We start from the raw sequence: 19,263 nt of genomic DNA, 5'->3' as shown, positions 1-19,263 counted from the left end.
CTAACTCTCCTCTGACTCACAAGGCTATTTATGAACCAAGCTATGAACCAGGATGAATTAAAGGCCGCCGTGGCGGACGCCGCCATTGCAGAAATTAAATCTCAGTTGGAAAAGGATACCATCTTAGGCATTGGCACCGGCTCCACGGCTAACCTGTTTATTGATCGCCTGGGGCCCCTGCGCCATCATTTTAAAGGCGCGGTGGCGAGCTCTAAGGCAAGTGCCGAGCGCCTTGAGAAACTGGGCATTGAAGTTTTTGAGCTCAATAGCGTTGGCACAGTTCCTTTTTACATCGACGGTGCAGACGAAGTAAATGCTAACTTACATATGATTAAAGGCGGCGGTGCTGCGCTTACCCGCGAGAAAATCGTGGCTGCCTGTGCCGAACGCTTTATCTGCATTGCCGACGGTTCAAAGTACGTGCCTCAGCTAGGTCATTTTCCGCTACCGGTAGAAGTCATCCCCATGGCTCGCTCCTATGTCGCCCGCGAGCTGGTAGCGCTTGGTGCCGAGCCGGTTTATCGCCAGGGGGTAGTCACCGACAATGGCAACCAAATCATCGACTGCTTTGAATTTATGATCGAAGACCCGGTAGCCATGGAGGCGCGTATCAACGCTATCGTCGGTGTGGTGACCAATGGCTTGTTTGCCGCCCGCGGCGCCGATGTTCTGCTGCTGGGCAAAGAAGATGGTGTGGAGCGCATAGCGCTTAAATAAAGATTCTTCGATACAGGCAATGGCTAACGAGACAGTAACGACGCCAATCCTGTCAGGGTGCGATCAAGTGCGCCTTTTTGCGTCTCAATCACCGCGCGGCCAGCGCGCCCAGCCTGTTGGGCGCGCTCAGGGTTAGCAAAGTAGTCCGCCAAGGCATCTGCCAGGGCATCCGAGCTATCGACCAGCGTTAGCGCACCTGCCGCTTGAAGCGGTTCAGCGACATCGGCGAAGTTCTCAATTGAGGAACCGCTAAGCACCGGCCTACCGAGCGCCGCTGGTTCAAGCACATTGTGCCCGCCCAACGGCACTAGGCTGCCCCCCACAAAGGCCACACGACCTGCTGCATAAAGAACGGCCAGTTCACCGAGCGTATCCCCCAGGTAAACCTGAGTTTGCTTTGTGGCAGGCTGCTGTAGGCTGCGGCGGCTTAGTGTCCAGCTTTCTGTTTGGCAAAGTTTAGCCACCTCATCAAAGCGCTGGGGGTGACGAGGCACCAGCACCAGCAACGCGTTCGGATAGCGCCTAAGTAGCTGACGATGGGCTTGAAGCACAAGTGCTTCTTCGCCGTCTCGGGTGGAGCCCGCTACCCAAACCGGACGCCCTTCCCATTCTTGAAGTAAGCGCTCACTCTCTTCAGACACCTTATCTTGGCAAGCTATTTCAAATTTCAGCGAACCAACGATGCGTGTAATATCCGTGCCGCAGCCAAGGGCATTAAAGCGTTCGGCATCTGCCGGTGATTTTGCGGCTAGCCAGCTAATATTGGCGAGCGTGCTGGCCATTAGCGGGCGCAGGCGTTGGTAGCGCTTAAAGGCGCGGGGCGATAGGCGACCATTCACCACTGCCACCGGCACACCCTGCTGGCGACAGGCGTGGATCAGGTTGGGCCACAGCTCGGTTTCAAACAGGATCGCAAGTTCGGGCTGAACGCTGCGTACAAAGCGTCTGGCAGCACCGGGAAAATCCAACGGTAGGAAGCGATGGGTAAGCCTTGCTTGATCGCTTGGGGTTTGCTCGCTAATAAGCGCTTGAGACTGCTGAGCACCTGTCGCAGTCATGGTAGTGAGCAGCAGGCTATGCGTTGAATAACGCGCTAGTAGCCCCTCAATCAACGGTCGAGCGGCGCGTACTTCTCCCACCGAGGCACAGTGCAGCCAAATACGTGGCGCGGAAGGCAGCGGTTCGAGGCGTAAACCCAGCCGCTGAAGGCGTGAGTAAGTGGGTACTTGCTCACGCCATATGCGCCAGCCAATCAGCGGTGAGAGCGCATACAGTGCCGCTGAGTAGGCAAGCCGAGGCCAGGCAGGTGAAGACATCAGAGGTTTCTTAGCGTTCACGATCTAGAATCGAACTAATCATCGCCGAGGTCGAAACGCCATCTTCAAAGCCCAGTACTTTAACCTCACCACCATTAGCGATAACGGCCGCGCCCCCGGCGATATCTTCTGGACGATAATCGCCACCTTTGACCAAGATATCGGGTAGCACCGCTTCGATCAGCGCCTGAGGGGTGTCGTCACTGAACGGCACAACCCAATCGACAGCCCCTAACCCCGCCAACACCTGCATCCGCCGGTTAAGCGGATTAATCGGACGTTTGGGCCCTTTCAGGCGACCAATAGAGGCGTCGTCGTTAACCGCGACGATTAAACGGTCACCCAGACATTTAGCCTGCTCCAGGTAGGCGACGTGGCCCGCATGCAAAATATCAAAGCAGCCGTTGGTCATGACCACCCGCTCACCGCGTAGCTGGGCAGCACGCACCGCCTCGATCAATACATTCGGTTCAATCACCCCAAACTCGGCCAGCTTATCGCCGTGTAAGGCAGTGTAGAGCTCGGCGATAGAGAGCGTGGCCGTGCCCGGTTTGGCCACTACCAGCCCTGCCCCCAAATTAGCCAGCATCATTGCTTCGGGAAAGGCGTGGCCTGCCGCTAGCGCTAGCCCCATTAAGCCAATAACGGTATCGCCTGCCCCTGTTACATCAAAAACTTCCTGAGCGCGAGTAGGTAGGTGTAGCGGCGCATGCCCTTCACGAATCAGCGTCATGCCCTTTTCGCTGCGAGTAATCAGCAACGCTTCCAGCTCCAACTCAGCACGTAGCGCTTCACCCCGGCGGGATAACTCAGCATCGGTCGCACAATGACCAACCACGGCTTCAAATTCGGTCAGATTGGGAGTGATTAAACTTGCCCCACGGTATTTGCTGAAATCCTGCCCTTTCGGATCGATTAGCACGCGCTTGCCCTGAGCTCTTGCGTTGGCTATCAGGTTCTCTACTTGGTTCAGCGTGCCTTTGCCGTAGTCGGAAAGGATCACTACGTCGCAGTCGGGGAGCGCCTTTTCTACCTGAGTCACCAGCACATTGGTATCGACACTGTCCAAGCGCTGCTCGAAATCCAGGCGCAGCAACTGCTGGTTACGACTCATCACACGCAGCTTGGTAATCGTGGGTATCTCAACGCTACGTTGAAAGTAAGTACTCACACCTGAAGCAATCAAACTAGCTTGTAGAATCTGCGCGTTGTCATCGTCTCCGATCACACCCGCCAGCACCGCGTGGCCGCCCAGGGAGGTAATGTTCAGCGCCACATTAGCCGCTCCGCCTGGACGGTCTTCAACATCTTCTACCCGAACTACTGGCACAGGCGCTTCGGGGGAAATCCGCGAGGTACCTCCATGCCAATAGCGGTCAAGCATGACATCGCCGACCACCAGTACACGGGCATGTTCTAACGCGGTTAAATCAATCTTCATCGGTGCTCCCTGCGCTGGCAGTCAAAGCGGTATGCGCCAGCAATGTATCCAGTTTAGCGATAACGTCGTCTGCTTTAATCAGCATCATGGCGCTTGGGTGACGCACCCGCTGGCCCCAGCTCACCTCGTCTACCGACTTATGCAGATAAGTACGTACCGCGTCAGGGTATGCGTTGACAGCAAAATCGCGCCACAGATAGGGTGCGGCACGCTGGGGATTGGTCGATGCATAAAGACCCAATGCCGGCGTTCCCATGGCATTGGCCATATGGATAGGGCCGGTATCCGGCGCTATCACCGCTTGGGCTTGATCGATCAGCGCTAAAACCCCTTTCAATGAGGTGCCGCCGATGGCGTTAATGACACTGGCTGGCTGACAGAGTGCTTCAATTTGCTCGCCTATTTCACGCTCCAGAGCACTGCCGCCACCGGTCAATACGCTTTTAAGACCGTGCTGCACCCAAGCGTGTTCAATCACGCTCGCGTAGCCCTCTACCGACCAGTTGCGAAAATTACGCAGGCGAACGTTGCTACACGGGTTAATGACGAGGTAAGGGGTCTCACCGCTGATCACCTGAGCCTCATTACGTGCCGTATCGGGCACAGGTAAATCCCACGCTAAGCGGTCATCCTCTACCCCGAGCACCCGGGCGAAGTCCATAAAGGACTCCAACACATGGGCATTGGGGTGCGGCGCAAGCTGATGCTGGGTGAACCAGTGCTGAGCATCTTTGGCACGCGCCTTGTCATAGCCCACGCGTACGTCGGCCTTCAGCCCAAGCGACAGCACGCTGGCCCGAATGGCCTGCTGCATATGTAGCAACACATCGAAGCGCGTATCGGCAAGCTGCCGCCATAACGCGCGCATTCCGGCAATACCTGTCGACTTGTCGTAAACAACGAACTCGACCCCGGAAAGCCCCGCCAGTAGACTGTGCTCCCCCTTACCGATAATCCAGGTAATGCGCGCATCGGGCCACTGGCGCTGCAACGCCCGCACCGTGGGCACGAGATTGCACACATCTCCTAGGGCGGAGAGGCGCAAAATGGCAATGTGGTTAGGCTGAACAGGCAGAGAGGGCTTCATGCGCTTAGCGGCACTCCGGCAGAGAAATTGGCTGATTTTACATGATGTAGACAGTTTATGTGACGGGCCGGGAACACACCAAATTGATCCAGACTTATTCACGCGCGATTACTGGCGTGAGCGCGGATTAATTGTGGGCGAAGCACCAGGCCGGGGCAGCAGTCTGTTTTTACAGGCAACGCCGACCGAGCAGTGGGTATTAAGGCCCTATTGCCGGGGGGGCATGGCGGCCAAACTCAGTGAGAAACGCTACCTATGGACTGGCGCTGAGCGCACCCGGGCATTTCGTGAACTGCGCTTAACCGCCACGCTTTTTGAGCAAGGGCTGCCGGTACCTCGCCCCGTAGCAAGCTGTGTTACTCGCTATGGGCTTACGTATGAAGCCGCATTGATTACCGTGCGCATTGCTGGTGCCAAAGCATTCGCTGAGCTACTCGCCGACGATCTGGCGGATGAAGCGTTGTTAAAGCGTGTAGGTGCTATGATTTACCGCTTTCATCAAGCGGGGCTTGATCATGTTGACCTGAACGCCCGCAATATTTTGATCGACCCCAGTGGCGCACCTTGGTTGATTGACCTTGATCGCTGCCGCCCCCGTGCGGCGGGAAAGTGGCAGGAAAAGAATTTAGCTCGCTTAGAGCGCTCGCTAGGAAAATTTTCTGCCATCTCCCACAGCTCAGAATTAATGGGCAGCATTCGACAAGGTTACTGTAGTTAAATTTTTATCGCGACTTGTTAAAACAGCTTTTAAAATACCGGTCAGTTCACCAATGAACATTAATTTTTCATAGATGCAGAAAACAACTGAGAAACTGAGTATATGTTAAGAAAGATCCCTTCAAGCTTATGGGAAACACATTATTTTGGAAAAACGCCCCTACCCTTAATAGCGATAGGCGTATTAACTACGTTGTTTTATGTTTTTTCAAAGCCTCACTTTGATGATTTTAGCGATTTCAATAAATTAGTACTATCTCTCTCTGGTTTAATTAGCATTAAAATTTATGCCGTACCAGTATGGAAACACCCTGTTTTTCATATGTTTTGGTGGGCCTTACTGTTAGCAGTGTGTCATTGGTTTTTTTTAACACTGGCACTTCCTGATCTGGCAGGTGACTACCCTAAACTGGATCACATTGCTCGACCGTTCGTATTTATTATATTTGCATGGTGGCTTGCTGGCAGCACACAGAACACGCTACTTTTCTGGAGTATTGCTAGCGCAGCTGTCGTATTGGCGCCATGGATCGCTGGCGATGGCCTCGCTGATTTTCAGCGTGGTTTTCTCGGCGAACGCATTGGGTTTGGTATTCGTAACGTTCAGCATTCAGCGATGTTTTTCGGCACAGTACTGCTTGGATTGCTTATTTTTTTACCACGGCTGTTAAGGGCTCCTCTACAACACTATGGCAAACTAAGTTTATGGGTACTCGCTTTTATTATCATTATAGCTGGCGTTATCATTTCACAAACTCGCGCCACTTGGCTAGGTGTGATAGCAGGCTTATTAACGGCACTTTTCTTAATCTTTATTGAGCATCGGAAAAGCTTTTCAAAAAAACATCTACTCATATTTTTTATATTATCAGCATGTCTGGCGATTCTTATTATTACCAATAGCTCTTTAGTCATTGAAAGAGCTACTGCAGAATTGGATACCATTCAGGCACTACTGAGGGGTGACTGGAGTTCTGTTCCCCTATCAACCAGTGAAGTACGCTCTAGTGTAGGAGAGCGACTATATAGTTGGCGCGCCGCGATCGATATGATTGCCCAACGCCCCTTGCTAGGCTGGGGTGAGCAAGGCATTGATTATCTATTTGATAACATCCAATATAATCAAGCACACTATCAAGCTTTAAATTTTGGTCATCTACATAACCTCTATCTTGAAATCACACTACAGTATGGCTTGTTAGGTCTAGCTGCTTACTTTTATCTACTAGGGTGGTTTATAGCAAACGCATGGTTTGCTTGGAAGCGTGGCGACATGCCGGGTGATGTACTGCTATTTTTCTATGCTTTTTTATGCTTTTGGAGTGTGATTAATCTTTTTGAATCATATTTGATATTTTGGACAGGTGTATTTCTGTTTAATGTTGTTATGGCGGGCGGCCTCGTCCATATATGGAAACCCACATTGCGCACTAACAGTTCAACATCTTCTGTTATATCAGGAAAGGATCGCAAATGATTAATATTGTCCTGTGCTCCGATGAGGCTTATGTAGATAAAGCCGCTGCCGTGATAGCGTCAACCGTTTGTCACAGCGAGGCACCTGAAACTCTGCATTTCTATATATTAGGATACAAATTATCTGCAAACACTCATCAAAAGCTGCACAACTGGTTTACTACACTGCCTGCTGAACTAACGATCATTGAAGCTGAGAATAGTCGCTGGCCCGAGTTAACATTGGGCCGTTTTGGGCCCGCCGCTATGCTGCGCCTAGGCATGCACAATTGGCTGCCACCAAGCTGCCAGAAAGTTATTTATTTAGACTGTGACCTTGTAGTGCTAGACGATATCGCCAATTTGTTGTCATTCGACATACAGGGCGCTCCCATAGCTAGTGTGGCTAATCTACAAGGAACTGAGCAGAGTCGAATGGGCCTTGGTTATCAACACTATTTTAATTCCGGCGTCCTTCTGGTGGATCTGGAAGGGTGGAAAGCTCGCAATGTGCTAGACCAAGTAGAGCAAATATTAAAACAGCACGATTACACCTTAAGTTATCCCGATCAGGACGCATTAAATCTCATTTTCCAAGACTGGTATCGACTACCCATGCGCTGGAATATGCAGCCATACGCTTATCCGGCCGTAGAAAAAAAAGCAGCTCACTATGCTGATTGGCAGAAGGAACTTGAACACGCTATCCGTGAACCCGCGATCATACATTTTATTGGCGCACGTAAACCATGGCACGCCGACAGCCGCCACCCGCTTGCCTATTTGTATCGGCACTATCTTTCGTTAACACCGTGGCAGACATCTGTACAAGCTACTCATCCTTCCCTGCAACGACGTCTGAAGCAAATGCTGGCGTGGTTTAAAAATCGGCGGCGCCGCCAGCGATTGCATTGCCACCCTGTGATGCAACTTCCGCCCCACCAAAAGGACTCGCCCACATGAAGGTATTGATTGTCGTGCGTACGCTAAAAATAGGTGGCATGGAACGGGTTGCGGTAAACCTTGCTGACGCCTTTGCGGAACACGGCCATGAGAGCCATTTGATGTACTTTAAGCCGCGCCCCCCTCAGTTAGAACCAAGCAATGAGCGAGTCAAAGTTCACCATTTCGCACTGTCTCGTGCCATGTGGACATCAGGTGTGGGTGGCATTATTGAGGTGGTAGCACGCCTGCTCAATAGCGTGTTAAGGAAAAGCTATTTTTTATTATCAGGCTGGTGGGGTGGAAAACTTTTTCGTCGCGAAGTACGTCGCCTTGAGCGCCAATATGGCGCTTTTGATCGGATTATTTTCCGCGGCATTGGTACCTTTGAAACGGTATGGTCCTTCCAAGACCCCCGCGCCTGTTATGTGCTGGAAAATATCGTCAAAACTACCGGAAGTCATGCCCCTTGGCTAGAGCGACTAAAAGCACGCTGTCTGTTTCATAACAAACACTTAGTAACCGTATCCCACGGCGTCGAAAAGCAAATCGCCACTGCTATGCAGACGCTACAAGTCAAACCGTCCTCGCTGAGAACCATTACCAATCCATGCCCTTTAGGGGCTATTCGAAAGGCTATGTACGAAGACTTCCCAGAGCGGCCCAATTCTCCATATCTACTCAATGTAGCCCGCTTGGTACCGCAGAAAAACCATCACCTTCTACTGCGGGCGTACGCCAAGATGCGCACAACGCTTCCGCTGGTGATTGTCGGCGAGGGGCCACTGCGCAAAGAGCTGGAAGCGCTAGCCGTTGAGCTGGGTATTGCGGCACGGGTTACTTTTACCGGTCGCCAACTAAACCCTTACCCTTGGATGCATCATGCTCGCCTATTCATCTTGAGCTCTGCCCACGAAGGTCTTGGCATCGTATTACTTGAAGCGCTGGCCTGCCAAACGCCTATTGTCTCGGTCGATTGCCCAGGCGGGGTACGTGATATTATGACCGGTGAGCTGGAAGCTTATCTGTGTGAAATGACACCGGAGGCGTTAGCAGCCCGTGTCGATGCCATTCTTGATGCTGACGGCTATGCTATTGATGAACGTTGGCTGGAACGTTTTTCTCCAGCGCACATTACTACTGCCTTTTTGCAAGAGATGCCTGCTTCATGATATCGGCTAATATTATTACCTTTAACGAAGAAGCCAATATTGCGGACTGTATTGCTTCCGCTCGCCAAGTATGTGAAGACATCGTTGTGGTGGATTCAGGCAGCCAGGACCGCACCACCGCTATCGCGCGTGAGTTAGGTGCCAAGGTGGTTCAACAAGCCTATTTAGGTGACGGCGTTCAAAAAAATATCGCGCTAGCGCACGTAAAGTACGACTGGGTGCTCAGCTTAGACGCCGATGAACGCCTAACCCCGGAGATGGTCGAAGCGATTGGACAACTAGACCTAGCTGCAACCGAGCATGACGCCTTTGCCTTTCGTCGCCGCAATATGATTGGCTCACGCTGGATTAGAGTCTGTGGCTGGTATCCCGATTACTGTATTCGGCTCTACAACCGGCACCATGCTCGCTTTGCTGATGTAAAACAGCATGCCAGCATAGGGGCTGCCAACCCCAAGCGACTTAACGCAGATATAGCGCATTACTCCTTTGCTAACTTAGGTCAGTTATTTGCCAAGCCAGGGCGAAACTTCAGCGGTCGTGCGGCCAAAATCATGTTTCAAAAGGGGAAGCGGGCAAACGCTTTTTCACCGTTTGCACATGGCCTGAATGCCTTCGTACGCAAATATATATTTCAGCGAGGCTTCATGGGCGGAGTAGATGGCATGACCGTTGCGATCAGCGCAGGGCTAAATAGCTACTTAAAGTATGCCAAGCTGCTCGAATATCAACGCGATCCCAAAGTGCTTGAAGCGGAAGACTTTAATAAGGTTTGGTGATTGATGCATATTACTCATGTAAATTTGGCGCGTGGTTTTCGCGGTGGAGAGCGTCAAACTGAGTTATTAATTAAAACGTTAGCAGAGCATGCACCAAACGATATTGCACAAACGCTGGTTTGCCGTCGAGACTCGCCCATGCGCCAGCACCTGCAGAGTGTAGCGCGACTCAACTTTCAAGCAGCCAATCACCAGTTAGCGGGGCATTTTGATCTCGGCGGGACACAGCTTGTACATGCCCACGATGCAAAAGGCGTTCATTGGGCTTACTTACACTACCGTTTAAAAGGCACGCCCTATTTAATTACACGCCGTGTCGACTCGCCCGTCAAACGTAAGTGGTTTAATCAGCAGTGTTACTCTCAAGCATCCGCCAGGGTTGCCCTCTCCCACGTCATAAAGCGTCTGCTGGAAGACAATCAGTGTGGCGACGTTACCTTGATACCCAGTGCCTATGCGCGCTTAACGCCCTCGCCTGAGGCGACCAAAAGTTTTCGCAATGATTTTGCCGATAAATTTTTGGTCGGTCATGCAGGCGCCATGGTTGACCGTCATAAAGGTCAGCGAGTGCTATTGCAGGCTGCGCAGAAGCTTGAGCATCAAGCGCCTGATATACAGTTTATTTTTCTAGGTGACGGTGAAGATGCAGAAACGCTAAAAGCAGAATCCTCGTCACTTAGCAATGTTTCCTGGCTGGGATTTAAAAGCAATATTGCCGACTATCTAGCTGGCCTGGATGTGTTTGCATTTCCTTCACGCAATGAAGGCCTGGGCTCTGTGCTGCTGGATGTCATGCAGCTAGGCGTTCCTGTCATTGCTACCAAGGTTGGCGGCATACCCGATATCGTCAAGCACGAACAAACGGGGTTGCTGATACCGTCCGGCGACGCCGATGCAATGGCTAACGACATTATGCGATTAAGGCAGGATCCCGCTCTTCGGCAACGATTGGCCCAAGGAGCCACTGAACGTTTAGATCATTATAGCCCTCAGTCAATGACTGCAGCGTACTGGCACCTCTATCAAACAATAGTGAGTTAATGATTATGCTTGCAGCTTCTGCAAAAGCGCATAAAAATCTTCATAAACTAGGCTTTTATGCGCAACATACCGTTCACCGCCTAATTCCCAGTACGTTTCTGCAACGGCAAAGATTAAATTTACTTCGCTCATTAAAGCAATTGTCAAAAGAGGAGCAGCAGCAGCTACTTCTCCGAGTTAACTACTGTAATCAACTGGAAAACAACGTTGAACTGCCTAAGGAGGCTATAAGTTTATCTAGTTTCAAACGCGAGAAAAGCGGCACTTATTACTTGGATTTGCTCAGTGTGTTGCGCTATTTTCCGCCTGAACTACGCTTCTGCCATCGCTTTGGTGATGTAACCACCGTGCCGGATGCACCTACCTTAGTGAAAAGCCGGCCCATTAATGACCACAATCAAAACTCAGTTTTACTTAAGTTAAACCGTGTTCGTCATTACTACACGGTGAAAGATCCTCACCGCTATGATGACAAGCTTGACCTTGTGGTATGGCGTGGTTCTTGTCATCAAGAACATCGGCGACAATTCATTCGAGACTTTTATGATCACCCGCTATGTAATGTGGGCGATATTCACAAAAATGCGCAAGGTCAGCCCTGGCATAGCCAATTTATGTCGGTACTGGAGCAACTGAAATATAAGTTCGTACTCAGTATCGAAGGCAAAGATGTTGCAACGAATCTCAAATGGATAATGGCCTCTAATTCACTCTGTTTTATGCGACTACCGCGCTTTGAAACATGGTTTATGGAAGGCACTTTGTTACCTGACTATCACTATGTGCAGCTCAAAGATGATTACTCAGACCTTGAGGAGAAAGTCACCTATTACCTTGAAAACCCCGTGGCGGCAAAAAAAATTATCGGTAATGCTAACCGCTACTTCGCTCAATTTATGAATGCTGATAAAGAACGCTTGATGGGTCTTTTGGTTATGCAGAAATATTTCGAGCGCACCCATCAACTTCTCCCGTAGTAGCCGTTATCATCAGAGCTATCAATTTTCTGTAACATCTCCTTTTTCACTGTTTATATTAGGTAAATGTCATCATACGTTATCGCTCTTTCATTGCATGGGATACCGCTAGGCTAGCCACCATTGCATTGACACTAATTGGCCTCAGCCTGGGTTACACGGTCACGGTAATGACCCGTCTGCCCTGGTGGACGCTATTTTTAGTAGCGGCCGCATGGATTGGTGTGGGGCTTAAGCTGCGCTGGGGCCAGCCTGCCAATGCTCGCTATCGTAAAATGTGGCCCTGGTCGCTTGTACCGTTAAGTCTTTGGGGTGTGTACGTTTACTTGGCGGACAGCTTTGGCATTGTCGATTTGGGTGCGGTGTTTTTTCACCTCCAGGCAGGCATAGCCAAGCATGGTGGCGCAGGCAAAATGATTTCCGCGGTGCTCTATACGTTAATAATGATTGGCGTACTGGCGGCCGTGACGTGGCTATCACGCCACGACCAGCGCTGGCGGTTAGCCGAGCGCTTTTTCGCTATTATATTATTGGCTAGCAACCCGCTACTTTATGGCATAAGCCAACGCAGCGCGGCCATTGTCACTGATGACGGCGCCTGGCTGGATCGACGCTACAAGCCGCCCCCTGCCGAGGAACTTAGGGACGCCCCTAACTTACTCATTCTGTATTTGGAAAGCATAGAGCGTACCTACTCTAATGACATATTTGGGGATGCCTACGCCAGTCTCAACGCCCTAGGGGAACGAGGTGCCGTTTTTGAGGGCGTGCGCCAGATGGATAATACGGGCTGGACAATGGCGGGCATGATTGCCAGCCAGTGCGGCGTGCCATTGATGCCTGCTGGACTCCTTCACGACAGCCAGTTCGAGCCTCTTTCCAAGGTTGTTCCCGGGGTCGATTGTCTCGGCGACATTCTTGCTGCACAGGGCTACCAACTAAGCTATCTAGGCGGTGCTAGCACACAATTCGCGGGTAAAGGACTATTCTATCGCGGCCACCAATTCGATACGGTGAAAGGACGTGAAGATTTAGAGCCCCTGCTAGAGAATCCTGAGTATGTAAATAGCTGGGGCCTGTATGACGACACGCTGTATGACATCACCGCCGATGAGATCCGGCATTTAGATAGCCAGAATAGCGGCCCCTGGGGTGTAATTAGCCTCAATCTGGCGGGTCATGCGCCTAATGGTTATCCCTCCCAGTCGTGCGTGGAACGTCAAGGAGAGTTTGACGGCCAGGATATTCTTTATTCGGTGGAATGCGCGACTTGGCTGGCTCAAGATTTGGTTGAACGGTTGGATTCTGAGGGTCTTCTCGATAATACCTTGGTGGTCATACTGAGCGACCATCTGACGATGCGCGTTTCTGTGTGGGATCAATTGACCGCGCTAGACCGCGACAACACGCTGATAATGCTCGGCAACGATATCGAGCCACAGCGTATTCGCCGAGACGCTACCATGCTGGATGTTTTCCCCACGATACTCGATGCGCTGGGCTTTAGTTTAGAGCGCGACCGCGCTGGATTGGGCACTTCGCTTTTCAGTAATAATCGTACGCTGGTAGAGGCCCACGGTATCGAAGTGCTTAATGAGCGTTTACGGGAAGAGACGGCGCTTCAGCACCGCCTTTGGGAGGGCATTTCCCCTCAGCGGCGTGAGTCCGACGAGCCTTCTCAAGAAGTTACTCAAGAGCAAACCCTAGAGACGCCTGCTGACGCGGCAGACGAAGTCGAGCTCATCCATTAACGATCACGCTCTCCCACTGATGAGCCGCGTGAATCTGTTGGTAGACTTGCTCAACGCTGAGCAGATTCAGGCAATTGGTATGCCCCAACGGGCAGGTACGCTGAAAGCAGGGAGAGCAAGAGAGCGCTAGGTAGTGAATGACGGCGTTATCAGTCAGCGGCGGCGTGTAGGCGGGCGATGAGGAGCCATACAGCGCATGGACACGAACACCTACCGCTGCAGCCACATGCATTAACCCCGAGTCGTTGGTGACTACCTGCCGGCAATCCGCCAACAGATCGACCGCATCAGCCAGCTGCGTCTTACCACACAGGTTATGGGCATGGGAAAGCCCCTGTGTGATCTCCTCGCCCGCCGGGTGATCCTTTGCCCCCCCGAGTACGCGTACTTCAAACCCCTCTTCCACCAGCCGTTTGGCTAACTTGTGGAAGTAGCTGACCGGCCACTGCTTGGCAGGGCCGTACTCAGCGCCCGGCATCATGCCAATCGCCGTGCGGGAAGAAAGCGAGTGGTTCAGGCGTAAATTGACCAGATTATCGCGATCAATCTGCAGGCGTGGCTTGGGCAGCACAAAATCACCCCTAGCTGCTTCTTCCAGGGGTAGGCCCAAGGAAACAAAGCGCTTTACCGTTTGATTCAGCACCTGTTTGTCGAGTTTACGGCGCTCTTTGAGAAGCCCATAGCGATGTTCGCCTAAAAAACCTATTCGCTCGGGAATGCGTGCCATGAAGGGTACCAAAGCTGCCTTCCACGAGCGTGGTAGTACAATGGCACGATCAAAACGCCCACGCAGGCGGTTGGCGAGTTCACGGCGGCTGGCCAAGCCAAATTCACCGTGCCCCACTGCCAGCGGCAGCACTTCATCCACTTCGGGCATACGCTCTAAAATAGGCTGTGACCACTTTGGTGCAACCACCCCTATCGTCGCGCCTGGCTGGCGGGCTTTTAAGGTCATAAACAGGCTTTGTGCCATGACCATGTCACCGACCCACGAAGGGCCAATCACCAGCAAGCGCTGAGCTGAATTAGCCATTTAACCACCCCAAGTAGGCCTTCACCCCTTGAGCAACGGTTTTAAACTCAACATCGCAGCCGCTCTCACGTAGCTGACCAATGTCAGCTCGGGTATAGCTCTGATAGCGTCCTTTGAGTTCTTCGGGGAAGGCAATGTAGTCGATCTCACCTTTACCGTAAAAGTCGATAACCGCCTCGCCAATGGCTTTAAAAGGTTCAGCCCGACCAGTGCCAAGATTGAAGATTCCTGACTTGTCAGGATGATCCAAAAACCAAAGATTCACATCGACTACATCGCCCACATAAACAAAGTCACGACTCTGCATGCCTGCCTCGTAGCCGTCATAGCCGCCAAACAGCTTGAGCGTTTCACCATTACGAATTTGCAAGTGGTTGTGATAGGCCACACTGGCCATTTTGCCCTTGTGCTGTTCACGGGGGCCATAGACATTAAAGTAACGAAAGCCCACTACTTGAGTGGTTAACTCGCTCCAGCGCGAACGCACGTGCTGATCAAACAGCAGCTTGGAATAGCCGTAAACGTTAAGCGGCTTTTCGCACTCGGGTACCTCTTTAAATACCTCGCTGCCGCCATAGGTGGCGGCTGACGAGGCGTATAAAAAAGGAATACTCTGCTGCTCGCAGTAATTAAGCAGCACTTTGGAGTACTCGAAGTTATTCTCCATCATGTAGTGGCCATCCCATTCGGTGGTATCCGAGCAGGCGCCCTCGTGGAAAATCGCATCTATCTTGGGCAGGTCAACGCTTTCGCCTTTTAGCGCAACTTTTACCCTGGCGAGGAAATCATCTTTATCGAGATAATCAGCCAGCGTGCAGTCGGCCAAATTGACGAATTTGGTACCATCGCGTAGATCGTCAACGACCATCACATCGTTTCGACCGCGGGCGTTCAATGCTTTAACTATGTTGGCCCCGATAAAACCGGCACCGCCTGTTACCACAATCATACTGTTCTCCTTACCTAAAGCAGCTTGTTGGCATACGTGCCTATAACCCATCTGCCTAGGATTGTATACTTGACGCCTTATGAATTCATGGCCAACGGTGCTTTCCGCGATGAGTGTCTCGACAAACCAATCGACACCCGATGTGTCGACCTTTCAAGGCTTGATCCTTGCTCTGCAGCAGTACTGGGCAGAACAGGGTTGTGTCATCCTTCAGCCGCTCGATATGGAAGTCGGCGCGGGCACCTTCCACCCCGCTACCTTCCTGCGGGCGATTGGTCCCGAAACCTGGAATGCTGCCTATGTACAGCCTTCCCGCCGCCCTACTGACGGCCGCTATGGCGAGAACCCTAACCGCCTTCAGCACTACTACCAATTCCAGGTGGTGATGAAGCCATCGCCAAGCAACTTGCAGGATCTCTACCTGGGCTCACTCAAACGCCTGGGTCTTGATCCGCTGGTTCACGATGTGCGCTTTGTCGAAGATAACTGGGAATCTCCTACTTTGGGCGCCTGGGGCCTGGGCTGGGAAATCTGGTTAAACGGCATGGAAGTGACCCAGTTTACCTACTTTCAGCAGGCCGGTGGCATCGAATGCTATCCGGTCACCGGCGAACTGACCTATGGGCTTGAGCGCATCGCCATGTACCTGCAGGACGTCGACAGTGTGTATGACCTCGTCTGGGCCATTGCCCCCGATGGCAGCAAAGTGACTTATGGCGATGTCTATCTGCAAAACGAGCGCGAACAGTCCGCCTACAATTTCGAACATGCCGATGTCGATCAGCTATTTGCTAACTTTGACCATCAGGAAAAAGAGTGCAGCAAGCTGCTCGCTGCCAGCTTGCCGCTGCCGGCCTACGAACAAGTCCTGAAGGCATCACACACGTTCAACCTATTAGATTCCCGTCACGCTATCTCGGTCACCGAGCGTCAACGCTTTATCCTGCGCGTTCGCACCATGGCCCGGGATGTTGCCACTGCTTACTTTGAGTCGCGTAAGGCCGAAGGTTTCCCCATGGCGCCAGAAATTCTTCGCCGAGAACTGTTACAAGAGCTACTCGCCGATCAGGGAGAGGACTAATGGCTGTTAATACGCTTTTACTAGAACTAGGTGCAGAAGAGCTGCCGCCCACGGCCCTGGACGCTCTTTCCGATGCGTTCGCCGCGAGCATCGAGAAAGGCCTGCAAGAAGCCGATGTTCCCTTCACCAACGTTACCGCTTTTGCGACACCACGGCGTTTAGCGGTACAGGTGCATGAACTGGCCGACAAACAGCCTGATCGTGACGTTGAGCGCCGTGGCCCAGCGCTGGCGGCTGCCTTTAAGGATGGCGTTGCCACTAAAGCCGCGGAAGGCTTTGCCCGCTCTTGCGGTGTAAGCGTCGACGAGCTGATTCATTTAGAAACCGATAAAGGTACTTGGTTAGGTTTTCGTGAGCAGCAGCAGGGAGAATCTATTCAAGCGCTGCTGCCTGAGATTATCCGCAAATCAATCAGCACCCTCCCTGTGCCTAAAAACATGCGCTGGGGCGCTTCACGGGTTGAGTTTTCCCGTCCCGTTCATTGGCTGGTAGCCATTTACGGTAGCGACGTAGTGGCCGCCGAGGCACTTGGCCTAAAGGCTAGCTGCACGACCTACGGTCACCGCTTCCACGCCCCTGATGCCATTCAGTTGGCGCACGCTGATGAGTATGTGGCTACCCTGGAAAATGCCTATGTACTGGTGGATCGTGAGCAACGCCGCGAGCGCATCCGCGAACAGGTATTAGCAGAGGCCGAAGTGCAGGAGGCCAATGCGGTTATCGACGAAGAGCTTCTGGTAGAAGTGAGCGGCTTGGTGGAATGGCCAGTCGCCCTTACCGGCAGCTTTGATGAGCGCTTTCTGAAAGTGCCCGCCGAGTGCTTGATCTCTTCGATGAAGGCTAACCAGAAATATTTTCACCTGTTGGACGACGCTGGCAAGCTGAAACCGCTATTTATCACCATTGCCAATATCGACAGCGCTGACCCCGACCAGGTCATTGCCGGTAACGAGAAAGTCATTCGTCCGCGCTTAGCCGATGCGGCGTTTTTCTACGACACCGATCGCAAGTACACATTAGCGTCACGCATCCCACAGTTAGAGAGCGTGGTATTCCAGCAGCAGCTAGGCACCCTGGCGGATAAAGCTCGCCGCAGTTCGGTTATTGCGACATTTATTGCCGAACGTATCAATGGCGACGTGGCTCACGCTCAGCGCGCCGTGGCACTCGCCAAGTGCGACCTTGTGACGGAGATGGTGCTCGAATTCCCTGAACTTCAGGGCATTATGGGACGCTACTATGCGCAGCAAGATGGCGAACCCGCGGAGGTTGCCCAAGCCCTTGAAGAGCAGTACCTGCCCCGCTTTGCTACTGATGCGATTCCCCAAAGTGCTACAGGCAAGGCATTAGCCCTGGCGGATCGACTGGATACCCTGGTAGGCATCTTCGGGATAGGCCAACGCCCAACCGGTGCGAAAGATCCTTTCGCTTTACGTCGTGCTTCGATTGGCGTGCTTAACATTCTGGTCAAAGGCGAGCTGGATCTTGACCTGCGCGAGCTGCTTACGGTTGCCTCTGAGCAGCACCAGGGCCTCCCCAAAGCTGACGGGCTGGTTGAGGACGTGCTGACGTACATGTTGGATCGCTTCCGCGCCTGGGGCCAGGATGAAGGCATCAGCGCAGAAATGTACCTTGCTGTTCGTGCGCGCCCAGTCACAAACCCGCTCGACTTCGCTCGCCGCCTGCGCGCTGTGAAGGCCTTTGCCCAGCGTGACGAAGCCACAGCGCTGGCGGCGGCTAACAAGCGCGTTTCGAATATTTTAAGCAAGCAGGAGCATGACGGCAGCACACAGGTCGATCAACACTTGCTGCAGGAAGATGCCGAGCGGGCACTGTTCGACGCTGTGACAGGTAGCCAAGCACAGGTGGCACCCCTATTTGCTGCGGGTGACTACCAGCGTGCACTCGACGCACTTGCCACACTGCGAGATCCAGTAGATGCCTTCTTTGACCAAGTAATGGTGATGGCGGATGACCCGGCTATTCAGCGTAATCGGTTAGCGCTTCTTGCAAGCCTTCAAGCGCTGTTTTTAGAAGTCGCCGATATTTCGCTGCTCCCTCAGTAGTCGTCGACTAATGGATCGCAAATCCCCAAGCCCAGCCCTAACGGCTGGGCTTTTTTTATTGTTTGGGGAGTACGTGTTTCACGTGAAACATCTTTGTTAGATCGGGGTAAAATAGTCTTAAATCTCGCGGGCAGAAAGTATCGCCGACAACCGTACCAATAGGATCACTATGCTAAGTGCCGATAACCTTGTCATCCTGGATCGAGACGGCGTCATCAACCATGACTCTGATAACTACATCAAATCTCTCGAGGAGTGGGTACCCTACCCCTCTTCAATCACTGCCATTGCCCGCCTCACCCGCGAGGGATACACCGTTGCCGTCGCAACGAATCAATCCGGGATTGCCCGAGGCTATTATGATGAAGCAACCCTCCATACGATGCATGAACACTTAATTTCGTTAGTAGAAGCGGAAGGCGGGCATATTGCTCATATTGCTTACTGCCCCCATGGGCCAAATGATAATTGCCAATGCCGTAAACCATTGCCAGGAATGCTAATACAGATCCAGCAGATCCTGGGACTAGAAAGTTTAACGGGAAGCTGGATGGTCGGTGATAGCCTTCGCGATCTCCGGGCGGGCGAAGCCGTAGGTTGCGAAACAGCGCTGGTGAGAACTGGGAAGGGAAGTAAAACGGAGCAAGCAGGCGCTGGTCTTGAAAAGACCAATATCTTCGATGATTTAGCGCAATTTGTTGAATGGCTCATTAAATAGCTAAGCGACACCGAGCTGGTA

The 19,263-nt window shown here is 52.3% G+C and carries 17 protein-coding genes; 12 read left to right on the top strand and 5 right to left on the bottom strand.

Features of this window, described 5'->3' with window-relative positions:
* The first annotated feature begins 42 nt into the window (after positions 1–42).
* Entirely contained in the window at positions 43–717 is a 675-nt protein-coding gene (gene rpiA, locus YERSI8AC_RS25180; RefSeq protein ID WP_027958479.1) for a ribose-5-phosphate isomerase RpiA, read from the top strand.
* A gap of 23 nt (positions 718–740) precedes the next feature.
* Here rpiA and waaA read toward each other — a convergent pair whose 3' ends face one another.
* Genes waaA through YERSI8AC_RS25165 form a run of 3 tightly spaced genes read right to left on the bottom strand, consistent with a single transcriptional unit; the run spans position 741 to position 4,561 of the window.
* The gene (gene waaA, locus YERSI8AC_RS25175; RefSeq protein WP_022521012.1) at positions 741–2,033 is read right to left on the bottom strand and encodes a lipid IV(A) 3-deoxy-D-manno-octulosonic acid transferase; all 1,293 of its coding nucleotides are present in this window, start codon (positions 2,031–2,033) and stop codon (positions 741–743) included.
* A 10-nt stretch (positions 2,034–2,043) separates the two neighbouring features.
* Positions 2,044–3,474, bottom strand: coding sequence for a bifunctional D-glycero-beta-D-manno-heptose-7-phosphate kinase/D-glycero-beta-D-manno-heptose 1-phosphate adenylyltransferase HldE (hldE, locus tag YERSI8AC_RS25170; RefSeq protein ID WP_159177864.1), 1,431 nt, complete (start codon positions 3,472–3,474; stop codon positions 2,044–2,046).
* Positions 3,464–4,561, bottom strand: coding sequence for a glycosyltransferase family 9 protein (locus YERSI8AC_RS25165; protein ID WP_053856930.1), 1,098 nt, complete (start codon positions 4,559–4,561; stop codon positions 3,464–3,466). Before YERSI8AC_RS25165 ends, hldE begins: the two co-directional genes overlap by 11 nt.
* Between YERSI8AC_RS25165 and YERSI8AC_RS25160 the strand changes: the two genes are divergently transcribed.
* The 8 genes from YERSI8AC_RS25160 (at position 4,560) to YERSI8AC_RS25125 (ending at position 13,395) form a co-directional block, all read left to right on the top strand.
* Complete coding sequence (locus tag YERSI8AC_RS25160; protein WP_159177863.1) at positions 4,560–5,279, top strand: 3-deoxy-D-manno-octulosonic acid kinase; 720 nt, start codon at positions 4,560–4,562, stop codon at positions 5,277–5,279. The genes YERSI8AC_RS25165 and YERSI8AC_RS25160 overlap by 2 nt on opposite strands.
* A gap of 102 nt (positions 5,280–5,381) precedes the next feature.
* The gene (locus YERSI8AC_RS25155) at positions 5,382–6,755 is read left to right on the top strand and encodes an O-antigen ligase family protein (protein WP_159177862.1); all 1,374 of its coding nucleotides are present in this window, start codon (positions 5,382–5,384) and stop codon (positions 6,753–6,755) included.
* A complete protein-coding gene (locus YERSI8AC_RS25150; protein ID WP_159177861.1) occupies positions 6,752–7,696 on the top strand; it encodes a glycosyltransferase family 8 protein in 945 nt (314 codons plus the stop codon). The genes YERSI8AC_RS25155 and YERSI8AC_RS25150 overlap by 4 nt, the downstream gene beginning before the upstream one ends.
* The gene (locus YERSI8AC_RS25145; protein ID WP_159177860.1) at positions 7,693–8,847 is read left to right on the top strand and encodes a glycosyltransferase; all 1,155 of its coding nucleotides are present in this window, start codon (positions 7,693–7,695) and stop codon (positions 8,845–8,847) included. Before YERSI8AC_RS25150 ends, YERSI8AC_RS25145 begins: the two co-directional genes overlap by 4 nt.
* Entirely contained in the window at positions 8,844–9,626 is a 783-nt protein-coding gene (locus YERSI8AC_RS25140; RefSeq protein ID WP_159177859.1) for a glycosyltransferase family 2 protein, read from the top strand. The genes YERSI8AC_RS25145 and YERSI8AC_RS25140 overlap by 4 nt, the downstream gene beginning before the upstream one ends.
* 3 nt (positions 9,627–9,629) lie before the next feature.
* Positions 9,630–10,667 (top strand): glycosyltransferase family 4 protein, encoded by a 1,038-nt coding sequence (locus tag YERSI8AC_RS25135; protein WP_171051177.1) that lies wholly within the window; start codon positions 9,630–9,632, stop codon positions 10,665–10,667.
* A complete protein-coding gene (locus tag YERSI8AC_RS25130; protein WP_022521021.1) occupies positions 10,667–11,644 on the top strand; it encodes a glycosyl transferase family 90 in 978 nt (325 codons plus the stop codon). Before YERSI8AC_RS25135 ends, YERSI8AC_RS25130 begins: the two co-directional genes overlap by 1 nt.
* Positions 11,645–11,814: 170 nt before the next feature.
* Positions 11,815–13,395 carry a sulfatase-like hydrolase/transferase gene (locus YERSI8AC_RS25125; protein WP_101148389.1) on the top strand — a complete coding sequence of 527 codons (1,581 nt, stop codon included), beginning with the start codon at positions 11,815–11,817 and terminating at the stop codon, positions 13,393–13,395.
* Here the strand turns inward: YERSI8AC_RS25125 and waaF are convergent.
* Entirely contained in the window at positions 13,385–14,428 is a 1,044-nt protein-coding gene (waaF, locus tag YERSI8AC_RS25120; RefSeq protein ID WP_022521022.1) for a lipopolysaccharide heptosyltransferase II, read from the bottom strand. The two genes, YERSI8AC_RS25125 and waaF, sit on opposite strands and share 11 nt — an antisense overlap.
* On the bottom strand, positions 14,421–15,377 hold the full coding sequence (gene rfaD, locus YERSI8AC_RS25115) for an ADP-glyceromanno-heptose 6-epimerase (RefSeq protein WP_138800892.1): 957 nt from the start codon (positions 15,375–15,377) through the stop codon (positions 14,421–14,423). The genes waaF and rfaD overlap by 8 nt, the downstream gene beginning before the upstream one ends.
* A gap of 109 nt (positions 15,378–15,486) precedes the next feature.
* Between rfaD and glyQ the strand changes: the two genes are divergently transcribed.
* The 3 genes from glyQ to gmhB all read left to right on the top strand — a co-directional run bounded on the left by glyQ (position 15,487) and on the right by gmhB (position 19,242).
* A complete protein-coding gene (glyQ, locus tag YERSI8AC_RS25110) occupies positions 15,487–16,458 on the top strand; it encodes a glycine--tRNA ligase subunit alpha (RefSeq protein WP_159177858.1) in 972 nt (323 codons plus the stop codon).
* A complete protein-coding gene (gene glyS, locus YERSI8AC_RS25105) occupies positions 16,458–18,524 on the top strand; it encodes a glycine--tRNA ligase subunit beta (protein WP_138800891.1) in 2,067 nt (688 codons plus the stop codon). Before glyQ ends, glyS begins: the two co-directional genes overlap by 1 nt.
* 169 nt (positions 18,525–18,693) lie before the next feature.
* On the top strand, positions 18,694–19,242 hold the full coding sequence (gmhB, locus tag YERSI8AC_RS25100; protein ID WP_138800890.1) for a D-glycero-beta-D-manno-heptose 1,7-bisphosphate 7-phosphatase: 549 nt from the start codon (positions 18,694–18,696) through the stop codon (positions 19,240–19,242).
* Positions 19,243–19,263: the final 21 nt, after the last annotated feature.

It is taken from the genome of Halomonas sp. 113, assembly GCF_904067645.1.
GTDB lineage: Bacteria > Pseudomonadota > Gammaproteobacteria > Pseudomonadales > Halomonadaceae > Vreelandella > Vreelandella titanicae.
The sequence above is the reverse complement of the archived record's forward strand: the minus strand, read 5'-3'. Positions and strand labels throughout refer to the sequence as shown.

What these genes read in the sequence shown, in the direction of transcription:
- rpiA (WP_027958479.1), top strand. Translation starts at nt 43, where the DNA reads ATGAACCAGGATGAATTAAAGGCCGCCGTGGCGGACGCCGCCATTGCA.
- waaA (WP_022521012.1), bottom strand. Translation starts at nt 2,033, where the DNA reads ATGTCTTCACCTGCCTGGCCTCGGCTTGCCTACTCAGCGGCACTGTAT.
- hldE (WP_159177864.1), bottom strand. Translation starts at nt 3,474, where the DNA reads ATGAAGATTGATTTAACCGCGTTAGAACATGCCCGTGTACTGGTGGTC.
- YERSI8AC_RS25160 (WP_159177863.1), top strand. Translation starts at nt 4,560, where the DNA reads ATGCGCTTAGCGGCACTCCGGCAGAGAAATTGGCTGATTTTACATGAT.
- YERSI8AC_RS25165 (WP_053856930.1), bottom strand. Translation starts at nt 4,561, where the DNA reads ATGAAGCCCTCTCTGCCTGTTCAGCCTAACCACATTGCCATTTTGCGC.
- YERSI8AC_RS25155 (WP_159177862.1), top strand. Translation starts at nt 5,382, where the DNA reads ATGTTAAGAAAGATCCCTTCAAGCTTATGGGAAACACATTATTTTGGA.
- YERSI8AC_RS25150 (WP_159177861.1), top strand. Translation starts at nt 6,752, where the DNA reads ATGATTAATATTGTCCTGTGCTCCGATGAGGCTTATGTAGATAAAGCC.
- YERSI8AC_RS25145 (WP_159177860.1), top strand. Translation starts at nt 7,693, where the DNA reads ATGAAGGTATTGATTGTCGTGCGTACGCTAAAAATAGGTGGCATGGAA.
- YERSI8AC_RS25140 (WP_159177859.1), top strand. Translation starts at nt 8,844, where the DNA reads ATGATATCGGCTAATATTATTACCTTTAACGAAGAAGCCAATATTGCG.
- YERSI8AC_RS25135 (WP_171051177.1), top strand. Translation starts at nt 9,630, where the DNA reads ATGCATATTACTCATGTAAATTTGGCGCGTGGTTTTCGCGGTGGAGAG.
- YERSI8AC_RS25130 (WP_022521021.1), top strand. Translation starts at nt 10,667, where the DNA reads ATGATTATGCTTGCAGCTTCTGCAAAAGCGCATAAAAATCTTCATAAA.
- YERSI8AC_RS25125 (WP_101148389.1), top strand. Translation starts at nt 11,815, where the DNA reads ATGACCCGTCTGCCCTGGTGGACGCTATTTTTAGTAGCGGCCGCATGG.
- waaF (WP_022521022.1), bottom strand. Translation starts at nt 14,428, where the DNA reads ATGGCTAATTCAGCTCAGCGCTTGCTGGTGATTGGCCCTTCGTGGGTC.
- rfaD (WP_138800892.1), bottom strand. Translation starts at nt 15,377, where the DNA reads ATGATTGTGGTAACAGGCGGTGCCGGTTTTATCGGGGCCAACATAGTT.
- glyQ (WP_159177858.1), top strand. Translation starts at nt 15,487, where the DNA reads ATGAGTGTCTCGACAAACCAATCGACACCCGATGTGTCGACCTTTCAA.
- glyS (WP_138800891.1), top strand. Translation starts at nt 16,458, where the DNA reads ATGGCTGTTAATACGCTTTTACTAGAACTAGGTGCAGAAGAGCTGCCG.
- gmhB (WP_138800890.1), top strand. Translation starts at nt 18,694, where the DNA reads ATGCTAAGTGCCGATAACCTTGTCATCCTGGATCGAGACGGCGTCATC.